The following is a 12,158-nucleotide window of genomic DNA, read 5'->3' on the forward strand; positions in this document are numbered from 1 at the left end:
CGCCGGATCAGGCGCCGGGGGTCCCCGGCTCCCGGTGCAGGCCCAGGCCGGCGGTCCACAGGTCGAGCAGGACGTCGAGCACGACCTGCCGGTCGGTCTGCCAGTACCCGATCACCCAGTCGGTGACGAAGTCGGTCAGCTGGATGATCAGCAGGCTCAGCCGCAGCCGGGCCTCCTCGCGGTGGTCCTCGCCCCACCGCGCCAGGTAGCCGGACATCGCGTCCGCGCACCGGCCCAGGAACTGCGGGGTGAGCGCGGCGAGCTCCGGCTCGAGCCCGACGGCCTGGCGGTTGACGACGACGTCGTCGCGGTGCCGCTCGTAGAAGCCCAGGGCGTCGTCGAGCCAGGCGCGCAGCTGCTCGCGGGTGGGGACGCCGAGGGCGTCGAGGCGCTGGTAGTACTCGATCGTCTCCGGCATCAGCCGGCGCTCGGCCAGCGCCGCGGCCGCCTGCCACTTGCCGTCGAAGTGCAGGTAGAAGGTGGCGCGGCTGGCGCCGGCCCGGGAGGCGATCTGCTCGATCGTGGTGGCGGCGTACCCGCGCTCGACGAACAGCTCCGCGGCCGCCTGGAGCAGCACCTCGAAGGTCGAGGCCTTCTGTGCCTCGCGGATGCTGGGACGCGACGCCCGCCCCCGTGCTGCGGCGGCTCCCTCGGACACCGGCTGAGTGTAGGGACGGAACGGCGCCGTCCGCTCCGCCGCCGGGGGTCCCGGGGTGGAGTGGCCTCGGGACCCCGGAGCGGAGCTCACCCCAGGCTGGCCCGGAGCGCGTCGATGAGGGCGGCGGTGCGCGGCTCACCCACCAGCGAGGCGCCGAGCTGGTTCTGCGCGTAGCCGAAGCCCACCCGGTGCTCGACGTCGGCGAAGCCGAGCGCCCCGCCGGCGCCCTGGTGGCCGAACGAGGCCGGGCTCAGCAGCGGCATCCCGGCGTGGTCGAGCATGAAGCCGCTGCCGAACCGGCTGGGGCTCATCAAGACCCGGTCGGGCCCGAAGACCTGTTCGGCGCGGGCGGCCTCGACGGTGGCCTCGGACAGCAGCCGGACGCCGTCGACGTCGTTGACGGTGGCCGCGTACATGCGGGCCAGCGAGCGGGCGTTGGTGACGCCGTTGGCCGCGGGCTGTTCCATGTGCCGCGCGCGGGGGTCGTTCCAGGTCTCGGCGTGCGGGGTGGGCAGCGCGCCGTTGGTCGACAGGACGCGGGCGAACAGCGAGGTCGGGTCCATCATCGCCCCGACGATCTGCATGATCGCCGCCTTGACCGTGGGGTCCTCGATCGCGTCGAGGGCCGCGGGGTCGGGGACGCCGTCGAGCAGGGGGGCGTAGTCGACGTCGGCGTCCTGGGGGACGCCGATCCACAGGTCCAGCTTCAGCGGCGCGGCGACCCGCTCGGCGAACTCCGCGCCCAGGGACCGGCCGGTGACGCGCCGGACCAGCTCGCCGAGCAGCCAGCCGTAGGTCAGTGCGTGGTAGCCGTGCGCGGTGCCCGGCTCCCACAGCGGCTCCTGCGCGGCCAGGGCCGCGGCGACGGGAGAGCCGGCGAAGAGGTCCTCCCGGGTGAGCTCCGCGGTCGGGACCGGCAGGCCCGCCTGGTGGCTGAGCAGCATGCGCACCGTCACCGCCGCCTTGCCGCCCTCGGCGAACTCCGGCCAGTACGTGGCCACCGGGGCGTCGAGGTCCAGCGCGCCGGCCTCGGCCAGCGCGTGCACCAGGATCGCCGTCGCGCCCTTGGTGGCCGAGTAGACGAGCGTGGTGGTGTCCGGCCCCCAGGCCCGGCCGGTGGTGGGGTCGGCGACCCCACCCCACAGGTCCACCACGGGGGCTCCGTCGACGTAGACCGCCACCGAGGCGCCGACGTCCCCGCGCACCCGGAAGTTGTCCTCGAACGCCTGCCGGACGCCCTCGAAGCCGGGGGCGACGTGCCCGTTCACCGACACCTCTGCGGTCATGGAGCTCTCCTCTGGTGCGTGCTGAGGCGACGTCCGCCGGACCCCGGCCGACCCACCTGACGGGTGTGAGGCGGGTCACGGTAGGGGTTCCGGGCGTGGGCGGTCAACGAGTCACTGGACCGCTGTCGAGTCAGTTGACGTGAGCCAGGTCACCCTGCCACTGTGGCCCACCTCACTGCCGCGTCGGCAGTGGTCACTCACTCCGCACCGATCGCCAGGAGGCACGGACATGCGCTGTGGCATCACGCTCTTCATCCAGGGCTACCAGGACTGGGACCGCTTCGAGGCGGTCGAGAACGGGGAGTCGACGACCCCGCTGGACCCGCAGGAGGACATCAAGCGCTTCGACCAGGAGATCGAGTCGGCGCTGAAGCTGGAGGACCTCGGCTTCGACTCGCTGTGGACCGTCGAGCACCACGTCAGCCCGTACACGATGATCACCAACCCGATCCAGCTGCTGAGCTACTTCGCGGGTGCCACCAGCAAGATCGACGTCGGCACGATGATCGTGGTCCTGCCCTGGCACCACCCGCTGCGGGTGGCCGAGGACATGACGATGCTGCAGTACGTCCTGCGCGGCCGGACGCCGTACATCGGGGTCGGGCGGGGCGCCGGCCGGCGTGAGTTCCGCCAGCTCGGCTTCGACATGAACGAGTCCAAGGAGCGCTTCGCCGAGAGCATCCAGGTCATCCAGAAGGCGCTGACCGAGGAGCGGTTCAGCTTCAAGGGCGAGCACTACCAGTTCGAGGACGTGTCGATGCGGCCCCGCCCGCGCGACCCGCAGCAGCTGCTGGACGCGATGCACTTCTCCTGGGGGTCGCCGGCGTCGGCGCCGATCGGCGCCCGCTTCGGCCTCAAGCCGCTGATCATCCCGCAGAAGCCGTGGGCGGACTACCACACCGACCTCACCGAGTTCAGCCGCGCCCGCGCCGAGGTGGGCCTGCCGCCGGTGCGCCCGCGCATCCACATGAACGTCTTCTGCGCCGAGACCGAAGCCGAGGCGGAGGCCGGTGCCCGCCAGTACGTGCCCCAGTACGCCGACAGCGCCGTCCGCAACTACGAGCTGTTCAGCAACCACTTCGCGACGACCAAGGGCTACGAGCACTACGCGCAGATGGCCAACGCCGTCCCGTCGAAGGAGGTCGCCGCGGCCGGCATGGCGCAGACCTACCTGGACAACCACGTCTGGGGCACGCCGGAGCAGTGCATCACGAAGCTGCGGGCGATCGCCGACGAGTTCCACCCCGAGGAGTTCATGCTCGTCATGCGCTTCGGCAACATGCCGCAGGACGTCGCCGAGAAGAGCACCGCACTCTTCGCCCGCGAGGTGCTCCCGGCGGTGCACGAGTTTCCGACGATGGAGCCGATCGCCTACGAGGCGGAGCCCGCCGCCGTCTGACGGCCGCTCCCGCGGGGGCGGGGGTGCCGGCCTGCTGCGCCGGCACCCCCGCCGCCCGCCGCCCGCCGGCCTGCCCCTGCCCTCCGGTCCGAACCCGCCGAGCGCCCCGAGGAGAGCGTCATGCCCACCACTGCGACCGAGACCTACCTGCGTGCGCGGGACCTCCTGCTCCGCCACCGCACCGACCACGCCCGCGCGGTGGCGGAGTTCGAGTGGCCCGCCTTCCCCGGACCCTTCACCTGGGCGATCGACTGGTTCGACGCCCGTGCCCGCGGCAACCCGGCGCCGGCGCTGTGGATCGTCGAGGAGGACGGCAGCGAGGCCGTCTACAGCTTCGACGAGATGGCGGCCCGCTCCGACCGGCTGGCCGACCTCCTCGCCGCCGACGGTGTCGGCCGCGGGGACCGCGTGCTGCTCATGCTCGGCAACCAGGTGGAGCTGTGGGACGCCGTGCTGGCCATCGCCAAGCTCGGCGCGGTGATCATGCCGACCACCACGGCCCTGCAGACGGCGGACCTGGCCGACCGCATCGAGCGCGGGCGGGCCCGCTACGTGATCGCCAACGCGGCCGACACCGCCAAGTTCACGCCGCTGACCGCCGAGCTGGGGAAGCTCGTCGTCGGCGGGCCGGTGGACGGCTGGCGCCCCTACACCGACGTCGCGTCCATGCCGGGCACCGTGCGGACGGCGGTCACCCTTCCTGAGGACCCGCTGCTCGTGTACTTCACCTCCGGCACCACCAGCCGGCCCAAGCTCGTCGAGCACAGCCAGGTCAGCTACCCGGTGGGGCACCTGTCGACGATGTACTGGATCGGGCTGCAGCCCGGCGACGTGCACCTCAACATCAGCTCGCCCGGCTGGGCCAAGCACGCGTGGAGCAACGTGTTCGCCCCGTGGATCGCCGAGGCCACGGTCTTCGTCCACAACTACCGCCGCTTCGACGCCGCGGCACTGCTGGGCCACATCCGGCGCTGCGGGGTCACCTCCTTCTGCGCTCCGCCGACGGTCTGGCGGATGCTCATCCAGGCCGACCTGTCCGGCGGGCCGGGCGACCTGCGGGAGGTGGTGGCCGCCGGCGAGCCGCTCAACCCCGAGGTGATCGAGCAGGTCCGCGAGCAGTGGGGCCTCACCATCCGCGACGGCTTCGGGCAGACCGAGACCTCGGTCCAGATCGCCAACACCCCCGGGCAGGACGTCGTCCCCGGCTCGATGGGCCGGCCGCTGCCCGGCGTCCCCGCGGTGCTCGTCGACCCCCTCACCGGCGAGCCGGCCGACGAGGGGGAGATCTGCCTGGACCTCTCGGCGCGACCGGTCGGGCTGATGACCGGCTACACCGACGACGCGCAGCGCCACGCGGAGGCGATGGCCGGCGGCTACTACCACACCGGGGACGTCGCCCGGCGGGACTCCGCGGGGCACATCACCTACATCGGCCGCATGGACGACGTCTTCAAGAGCAGCGACTACAAGATCAGCCCGTTCGAGCTGGAGAGCGTCCTCATCGAGCACCCGGCGGTCGCCGAGGCGGCCGTGGTGCCGGCACCCGACCCGGTGCGGCTGGCGGTGCCGAAGGCGTTCGTGGTGCTGGCCGAGGGCTGGTCGCCGGACGAGGAGACCGCGCGGTCGATCCTCGCGCACGCCCGCGAGCGGCTGGCCCCGTTCCAGCGGGTCCGCCGGATCGAGTTCGCCGAGCTGCCCAAGACGATCTCCGGGAAGATCCGCCGGGTCGACCTGCGCACGCTGGAGGCCCAGCGCTCCGAGGGCGCCGCCCCGCCGGCCACCGAGTGGCGTGACGACGACCTGCGCGACCGGACCCCGTCCGCGGTCCCGACGGGGGCCCCGTCGTGAGCGCCCCCTCGGGGCCGACCTCCGGCGGAGCCCGCCGGACACCGGCGCAGGCCGTGCAGCAGGCGGTCGCGGCCCTGGCTGCCGGGGGGATGGTCGTCGTCGTCGACGACCCCGACCGGGAGGACGAGGGCGACCTGGTGATGGCCGCCGAGGCGGTCACCGAGGAGCACATGGCCTTCCTGGTCCGGCACACCACCGGCATCATCTGCGCGCCGATGACCGCCGAGCGGGCCGGGCGGCTGCGCCTGCCGCAGATGGTCGCCGACAACACCGACGACCGCGGCACGGCCTTCACGGTGTCGGTGGACTCCGTCACGACCGGCACCGGCGTCTCGGCCGCCGACCGCGCGGCGACCGTCCGCGCCCTCACCGACCCGGCGCTGTCCGCCGAGGACCTGCGCCGCCCCGGGCACGTCTTCCCCCTGCGGGCCCGCGCCGGGGGTGTGCTGACCCGCGCGGGGCACACCGAGGCCGCCGTCGACCTCACGACCATGGCCGGCTTCTCCGGCGTCGGGGTGATCGGCGAGATCGTCGACAGCGACGGGTCGATGCGCCGGGGCGCCTCCCTCGTCGCCTTCGCCGCCGAGCACTCCCTGCCGGTCCTGGCCATCGCGGACCTCGTCCGGTACCGCAGCCAGACCGAGGAGCTGGTCGAGCTGGTGGCGGCGGCCCAGCTGCCCAGCGAGTTCGGCACCTTCCGGGCCCTGGCCTACCGCAACCGCCTCGACGGCACCGAGCACCTGGCCCTCGTGATGGGCGACGTCGCCGCGGCCGGGCAGACCGAGCGGGGGGTGCTGGTACGGGTGCACTCCGAGTGCCTGACCGGCGACATCCTCGGCTCGCTGCGGTGTGACTGCGGCGGCCAGCTGGAGCAGGCCCTCGCCGCGATCTCCGAGGAGGGCTGCGGCGCCGTCGTCTACCTGCGCGGCCAGGAGGGCCGGGGGATCGGGCTCGCCCACAAGATCCGGGCCTACGCGCTGCAGGACCAGGGGCTGGACACCGTCGACGCGAACACCGCCCAGGGCCTGCCCGCCGACGCCCGCGACTACGGCGTCGGCGCCCAGGTGCTCGCCGACCTCGGCGCCCACCGCATCCGACTGATCACCAACAACCCGGCGAAGTACGGCGGGCTGGCCGGCCACGGACTCACCCTCGTCGGCCGGGTGGTGCTGCCGGTGGTCGAGACCCCGCACAACGTCCGCTACCTGCGTACCAAGCGGGAGCGGATGGGGCACGACCTGCCGGCCGCGGCGGGAGCCGGGCCGGCGGGCTGAGCCGCCGGCGCGCACAGGCCGGTCCCAGCCCACGCCCAGTCCGCACCCCGACGACGTCCCCAGCGTCCTCCCGACAGCCGACCGGGCGACGGAGGACGGATAGTGCAGCACCAGCAGGACGACCACGCGACGAGGTACCAGGGGCGCCTCCTGCCGCGACCCGGTGAGGAGGTCGTCGACCAGGGGCTCGGCTTCGACGTCGGCACCCTGCTTACCCGCCGGCGTCGACACCGCCACGACACCGACCGGCGGCGGCCCCGATGGGCAGCCGCCCGGTGGCTCCGGCGGTGGCCCGGCCGGCCCGCCCCCCGGCGGTGCCGGAGCCTGACGCGGCCGCTCCGCGCAGCGGGGCCGCGGCCGGGCTGGGACCGTGGGGGCGTGCCCGCCGTGACCGCCCTGCCGGAGGCCGTGCGGTCCCGGTTCCGTGCCCGCGTGTCCGGCGACCCGGAGGGCGCGCCGGACTGGGTGCGGGAGATCGGGACGGTGGGCAGCGGGCCGGGCTGGTTCGAGCCGGACGGTGTCGTGTGGTGGGTGCACGGCGACCTCTCCACGCTGGTCGGCGGGGTCGCCGCGCTGCTCGGCCAGGCCGCGCACCCGCTGGCGCTGGCCGGGGTGCAGCGGCACTCCACCTACCTGGCCGACCCCTGGGGCCGGCTGGCCGGGACGGCACGCTGGCTGGTGGTGACGACGTTCGGGTCGGCGGAGCTGGCCGGGCGGGAGGCGGCGCGGGTGCGGCGCATGCACACCCGGGTCCGCGGCACCGACGCGGCCGGCCGCCCTTACTCCGCCGGCGACCCGCAGCTGCTGCGCTGGGTGCACCTCGCGTTCACCGACGCCTTCCTGGCCGCGCAGCAGGCCGTGGGCCGCCCGGCGCCCGCGCGCTTCGGCCGCCGCTGGCCCGACCGCTACGTGGCGGAGTGGGCACGCAGTGCCCGCGCACTCGGGGCCGACGACCTGCCCGCCAGCGCGGCGGAGCTGGGCGAGGCACTGGCCGGCTACCGGTCGGTGCTCGAGCCCGTCCCCGGTGACGTGCGTGCCTTCCTGACCGCGCCGCCCGGGCTCGGCCCGGCCGAGCAGGTGTTCTACCGCGGGCTGGCCGACGCCGCGGGCTCGCTGGTGTCCCCGGTCCTCGCCGCAGCGGCCGGGGTGCCGGGCCGGGGTCGCGGGGTCGTCCGGCTGCCCGTGACGCGGGCGCAGCTGCGGGTGCTGCAGCTCCTGCTGGGGCCGCGCAGCCCGTCGGAGGAGGCGGCGCGCTGGCGCCTGGGTGCCGGGCCCGCGCCGGCGTGGGCCCGGCACCGGTCGTGAGGCACCATCCTGGGCAGGTGTGCCGGACCCCCGTGGGAGGGGAGCGCAGCATGAGCACCGTCCGTCTCTCGGCGGGGGACTTCGCCGACACGGTGGCGGCCGCCGGCATCGTGCTCGTCGACTTCCGGGCCTCCTGGTACGGCCCGAGCCGGGGGTTCGCGCCGGTCTTCGAGGCGGCCGCCGAGCGGCACCCGGACCTGGTGTTCGCCACCGTCGACGCCGAGGCCGAGCGGGGGCTCGCGGCGGCCGTCGGGGTCCGCGCGGTCCCGACGCTGATGGTCTTCCGGGACGGGGTGCCCGTGTTCGCCGAGCCCGGCGCGCTGCCCGCCGACTCCGTGGAGCTGCTGATCGCCACCGTCCGGGAGCTGGACATGGGGGCGGTGCGGGAGACGTTCCCCCACCGCTGACCCGCGCGGCTCAGCCGGCCTGGGCCGACCGGGCCCGCTCCAGCGCGTCGAGCAGCAGGTCGAGGCCCAACTCGAACTCCGCGCCGTAGTCGTAGCCCGGCTGCATCACGTGGCTGGTCGTGAACTCGAACAGGTGCGGGTAGGTGTCCACGGGGAACGCCGCCAGCATCACCTGCGCCAGCTCGGTGGTCTGCTCGGGGGTGTCGAACGGCAGACCCCGCTCCTGCAGCGCGAACCCGTAGACGTAGCTGTCGATCGCGGAGAACGCGTGCCCGGCCAGCGCGACGGAGAATCCAGCGCCCCGAAGGCATCCGAGGACGGCGTCGTGCTGGCGCAGCGTGGCCGGACCGGGGGAGGTCCGCGACTCCATCAGCCCGATCGCCCAGCGGTGCCGGGACAGCGCCGCACGGGCGGAGACGGCCCGGCGGCGCATCGCCGTCCGCCAGTCGTCGCCCGTGGGCAGCTCGATCTCGGCGAAGACGACGTCGATCATGCCGTCGAGCAGGTCGTCCTTGTTGGCGACGTGGTGGTAGAGCGACATCGCCTCCACCCCGAGCGCCTCGCCGAGTCGCCGCATGCTCAGCCCCTCCACCCCGCCGGCGTCGGCGAGGGGAACGGCCGCGGCGAGCACCCGCTCCCGGCTCAGCGGAGGGCGGGCTCCGTGGGAGCCGGGGGATGGCGGGCTCATCGGCGCACTCCGGGCGGACGTGGCGGGTGGGGGCTTGACGAGCTTACGGCGTAAGTCCAATCTTACGCCGTAAGCCAACGAGACGACGGAGGACGCCGTGCAGGACGAGCGAGTCGAGGAGCCGGCCACGCCGGTCGCCGGGGGAGCGGCCATGACGGCCGTGCTGCAGGAGCGCTACGGCCCCGAGCCGGAGCGGGTGCTGCGGGTGGCGCAGCTGCCCCGGCCGGTGGCCGGGGACGGCGAGGTGCTGGTCCGCGTGTCGGCGACCAGCGTGGACCGCGGCACCTGGCACGTCATGGCCGGGCTGCCCTACCCCGTCCGTTTGGCCGGCTTCGGCCTGCGGCGGCCGACGGGGCCCAACCCGGGCCGCAACCTCGCGGGGACGGTGGTCGCCGTCGGCGCCGGGGTGGACGAGTTCGCCCCCGGCGACGAGGTCTTCGGCGTCGGCCGGGGCACGTTCGCCGAGTACGCGCTGGCCCGGCCCGGGAAGCTCGCGCCGGCGCCGGCCCGGCTCTCGCCCGCCGAGGCCGCCGCCACCCCCGTCTCCGGGCTCACGGCCCTGCAGGCCGTCCGCGACCACGGGCGTGTGCAGGCCGGCGAGCGGGTGCTCGTCATCGGCGCCTCGGGTGGGGTCGGCACCTTCGCCGTCCAGCTCGCGAAGGCCGCCGGCGCCGAGGTCACCGCGACCTGCCGCACGGACAAGCTCGCAGCGGTCCGGACCCTCGGCGCCGACGACGTCCTCGACCACGCCGAGCAGGACGTGACCGCCGGCGGCCACCGCTACGACGTCGTCCTCGACATCGGCGGCAACCGCCGGCTGACCGGCCTGCGCCGGGTGCTCACCTCGCGGGGCCGGCTGGTCATCGTCGGCGGCGAGAACGGGGGCCGGTGGCTCGGTGGCACCGACCGCCAGCTGCGGGCGCAGGCGCTCTCGCCGTTCGTCGCCCACCAGCTGGGCACCTTCGTCGCGTCGGAGAACGCCGCCGACCTGCGTGCCCTCGCCGGGCTCGTCGAGGCCGGCCAGGTCACCCCCGTCCTCGACCGCACCTACCCGCTGGCCGACACCGCCGCCGCGATCCGCCGCCTGCTCGACGGGGACGGCGTCGGCAAGGTCGTGGTGAGCGTTCCCTGACGGGGCCGGTCAGGCCCGGCCGAGCACCTCGAGGGCGGCCTCGGCGCAGGCGGTGTCCTCCTCCGGGGTGGCCCCGCTCACGCCGACGCCGCCGACGACGGCGCCGTCCCGCAGCACCGGCAGCCCGCCGCCGAGCGTCGTCGGCCGGAACCCGAGCTGCTCGCCGGCCACCCTCAACACCTCCGGACGCCGCTCGTCGACCTCCCGCAGCTCACCGGAGGGGCGCTGGAAGGCCGCCGCCGTCGCCGCCTTGGTCCGGGCGATGCCCGCGGTGAAGCCGGGGGTGCCGTCCGCGCGGGAGACGACGACCTCCATCCCCGCGGCGTCGACCACCGCCACGCTCACCCGGACACCCAGTCCCGCCGCGTGGGCGAGGGCGGCGTCCGCCGCCGCGCGTGCCTGGTCGTGCCCCATGCCGTGGCCCATGCCCGTTCCTCCCGGTCGACGTCGGGTCGCGGTGGCCCGCGCCCCGGGCACACCGTGCCAACCGTGCGCGGGGTCGGCCCAGCCGGGTTCCGCGTGGGGGAGGACGGGTCAGCGCGGCACGGTGATCCGGTACCGGGCCATCTTCCGGTAGAGCGTGGCCCGGCCGATGCCGAGCTCCTCGGCGGCGCGGCTGATCGTCGTCCCGGGTTCGGTCAGGCAGCGGACGATCTCGTCGCGCTCGAGTCGTTCCAGCCGGGTGAGCGGATGGCCGCCGCCGTCGAGCACCTCCGGCGGCAGGTGGTGGACGTCGACGAGGTCGGCGCGGGCCGCCGCGTCCCGGACCACACGCCGCAGCTGGCGCACGTTCCCCGGCCAGGCGCAGGCGGTCAGCGCGCGGGCCGCGCGGGCGGTGAACCCGACCGCCCGGTGCCGTTCCTGCTCGGCGAACCAGGAGGCGAGCGGCAGCACGTCGTCGGTGCGGTGCCGCAGCGCGGGCACCTCGACGACGGTGTCGACCAGGGTGGCCAGCTGACCGGGCACCGCGGTGAAGTCCGGCGCGGTGAGCACGAACGGCTGCGGCCGGCCGGTTCGGCGCACCGCGCCCAGGGTCTGTGCCAGCTCCTCGGCGGCCCAGGCCGGCAGGTGTGGCAGGCCGGAGACGATGACGAGGGTGTCCGGGGCGCGCAGCTCCGGCGTCCACAGTTCCAGCCAGGCCGTGACGTCCCCGGCTTCGGGCGCCCTGGCGTGCAGGACCCGCTGGCGGGGGGCGACCCGGCGGCGCACGAGGGCGGCCAGTGCGGCCTTGCCCGCACCGGGCTCGCCCACGACCGCCGTGACGCGGTCGGCTGCCGCGGCGGCGTCGGACAGCGCGCCGCGCCACCCCAGCGAGACGCACGGGTCGCCGATCCCCGGAGTGAGGTGGCCACCGACGACGTGGACGACCTCGCCCCGCGGGGCCGGGCGCACCGTCCGCCCGCCGGCGCGGACCAGCATCAGCGCGCTCGTGGCGCTCGCCGCCGCCTGGGCCAGGCCGAGCAGTAGCTCGGACGAGGAGTCCGACCAGGTGGTCAGGTTGATGCTGCCGGCGAGGTCGCCGCTGACCGGGTCCAGGACGGGCACCGCGGCGCAGGTGAACCCGCGCAGCTCGGCGCACCAGTGATCAGCGGCCCGGACCAGCGAGGGGGCGCGGTCGGCGAGGGACAGCCCCAGCCCGTTGGTGCCGGCGTTGCGCTCGGCGTAGGAGAACCCCGGCGCGAGGTGGACCCGGTCGAGCGACCGGAGGATGCCCGCGTCACTGCACAGCCGGGCGAGCACCAGGCCGTCGGCGTCGGCGACCATGAGGCTGACCGGCTCGTTCGGGATCGTGGCCTGCAGCTCGGTGAGCACCCGGTGCGCGCACTCGTACAGCAGCGACCCGGTGTCCAGGGAGCCGGTGAAGACCGGGACGACCTCGTCGGGGGTGACGCCGTAGTCCTGGCTGCGGCGCCACGACGCCCGCAGCCGCGACGGCGCCGGCCGGGCGGCCAGCACCGGGTCGGCGAGGGGGGTGGCGGCGAGCGGCTCGGGGGTGGCCCGGTGCACGTCCACGGGGCACCTCCTGGGCGGGACGGGCCGGTGGCTGTGGCCCGCGCCACACGAATGTAACCCCGCAGGACGTCGTCCTGGGGGCGTTCCAAAGTGAGACAGCGACCCGCTTACGCCGCCGTCCGGACCTGCCTAGCGTCTGCCCCACGAT

The 12,158-nt window shown here is 75.1% G+C and carries 11 protein-coding genes; 6 read left to right on the forward strand and 5 right to left on the reverse strand.

Annotation, left to right across the window (positions count from 1 at the left end; genetic code table 11):
- Window positions 1–7: 7 nt before the first annotated feature.
- Together CRP39_RS02635 and CRP39_RS02640 are read right to left on the reverse strand one after the other, a co-directional pair.
- Entirely contained in the window at window positions 8–658 is a 651-nt protein-coding gene (locus CRP39_RS02635) for a TetR/AcrR family transcriptional regulator (RefSeq protein WP_172442262.1), read from the reverse strand.
- Window positions 659–744: 86 nt separating this feature from the next.
- Window positions 745–1,944 carry a serine hydrolase domain-containing protein gene (locus CRP39_RS02640; protein WP_097204106.1) on the reverse strand — a complete coding sequence of 400 codons (1,200 nt, stop codon included), beginning with the start codon at window positions 1,942–1,944 and terminating at the stop codon, window positions 745–747.
- 229 nt (window positions 1,945–2,173) lie between these two features.
- On the opposite strand from CRP39_RS02640, the gene CRP39_RS02645 reads away from it, so the two are divergent.
- From CRP39_RS02645 to CRP39_RS02665, 5 genes are all read left to right on the forward strand, one after another.
- A complete protein-coding gene (locus CRP39_RS02645; protein WP_097204108.1) occupies window positions 2,174–3,343 on the forward strand; it encodes an LLM class flavin-dependent oxidoreductase in 1,170 nt (389 codons plus the stop codon).
- Window positions 3,344–3,463: 120 nt separating this feature from the next.
- Window positions 3,464–5,191 (forward strand): AMP-binding protein, encoded by a 1,728-nt coding sequence (locus CRP39_RS02650; protein ID WP_097204110.1) that lies wholly within the window; start codon window positions 3,464–3,466, stop codon window positions 5,189–5,191.
- Window positions 5,188–6,465 carry a bifunctional 3,4-dihydroxy-2-butanone-4-phosphate synthase/GTP cyclohydrolase II gene (locus CRP39_RS02655; RefSeq protein ID WP_245853518.1) on the forward strand — a complete coding sequence of 426 codons (1,278 nt, stop codon included), beginning with the start codon at window positions 5,188–5,190 and terminating at the stop codon, window positions 6,463–6,465. The genes CRP39_RS02650 and CRP39_RS02655 overlap by 4 nt, the downstream gene beginning before the upstream one ends.
- A gap of 378 nt (window positions 6,466–6,843) precedes the next feature.
- The gene (locus tag CRP39_RS02660) at window positions 6,844–7,770 is read left to right on the forward strand and encodes an oxygenase MpaB family protein (RefSeq protein ID WP_097205089.1); all 927 of its coding nucleotides are present in this window, start codon (window positions 6,844–6,846) and stop codon (window positions 7,768–7,770) included.
- Window positions 7,771–7,820: 50 nt separating this feature from the next.
- On the forward strand, window positions 7,821–8,177 hold the full coding sequence (locus tag CRP39_RS02665; RefSeq protein ID WP_097204112.1) for a thioredoxin family protein: 357 nt from the start codon (window positions 7,821–7,823) through the stop codon (window positions 8,175–8,177).
- Between the two features lie 10 nt (window positions 8,178–8,187).
- On the opposite strand, the gene CRP39_RS02670 is transcribed toward CRP39_RS02665, so the two are convergent.
- The gene (locus tag CRP39_RS02670) at window positions 8,188–8,865 is read right to left on the reverse strand and encodes a TetR/AcrR family transcriptional regulator (RefSeq protein WP_097204114.1); all 678 of its coding nucleotides are present in this window, start codon (window positions 8,863–8,865) and stop codon (window positions 8,188–8,190) included.
- Between the two features lie 97 nt (window positions 8,866–8,962).
- On the opposite strand from CRP39_RS02670, the gene CRP39_RS02675 reads away from it, so the two are divergent.
- Window positions 8,963–9,997 carry an NAD(P)-dependent alcohol dehydrogenase gene (locus tag CRP39_RS02675; protein WP_311712012.1) on the forward strand — a complete coding sequence of 345 codons (1,035 nt, stop codon included), beginning with the start codon at window positions 8,963–8,965 and terminating at the stop codon, window positions 9,995–9,997.
- 9 nt (window positions 9,998–10,006) lie between these two features.
- Here CRP39_RS02675 and CRP39_RS02680 read toward each other — a convergent pair whose 3' ends face one another.
- On the reverse strand, window positions 10,007–10,423 hold the full coding sequence (locus CRP39_RS02680; protein ID WP_097204116.1) for a heme-binding protein: 417 nt from the start codon (window positions 10,421–10,423) through the stop codon (window positions 10,007–10,009).
- Window positions 10,424–10,531: 108 nt separating this feature from the next.
- Complete coding sequence (locus tag CRP39_RS02685; protein WP_245853520.1) at window positions 10,532–12,010, reverse strand: AAA-type ATPase lid domain-containing protein; 1,479 nt, start codon at window positions 12,008–12,010, stop codon at window positions 10,532–10,534.
- Between the last annotated feature and the right edge of the window lie 148 nt (window positions 12,011–12,158).

The organism is Geodermatophilus sabuli (assembly GCF_900215145.1).
Taxonomy (GTDB): Bacteria; Actinomycetota; Actinomycetes; order Mycobacteriales; family Geodermatophilaceae; genus Geodermatophilus; species Geodermatophilus sabuli.

Bases quoted from the DNA above. Each gene is read 5' to 3' on its own strand.
- CRP39_RS02640 (WP_097204106.1), bottom strand. From the start codon at position 1,944: ATGACCGCAGAGGTGTCGGTGAACGGGCACGTCGCCCCCGGCTTCGAG.
- CRP39_RS02645 (WP_097204108.1), top strand. From the start codon at position 2,174: ATGCGCTGTGGCATCACGCTCTTCATCCAGGGCTACCAGGACTGGGAC.
- CRP39_RS02650 (WP_097204110.1), top strand. From the start codon at position 3,464: ATGCCCACCACTGCGACCGAGACCTACCTGCGTGCGCGGGACCTCCTG.
- CRP39_RS02665 (WP_097204112.1), top strand. From the start codon at position 7,821: ATGAGCACCGTCCGTCTCTCGGCGGGGGACTTCGCCGACACGGTGGCG.
- CRP39_RS02670 (WP_097204114.1), bottom strand. From the start codon at position 8,865: ATGAGCCCGCCATCCCCCGGCTCCCACGGAGCCCGCCCTCCGCTGAGC.
- CRP39_RS02680 (WP_097204116.1), bottom strand. From the start codon at position 10,423: ATGGGCCACGGCATGGGGCACGACCAGGCACGCGCGGCGGCGGACGCC.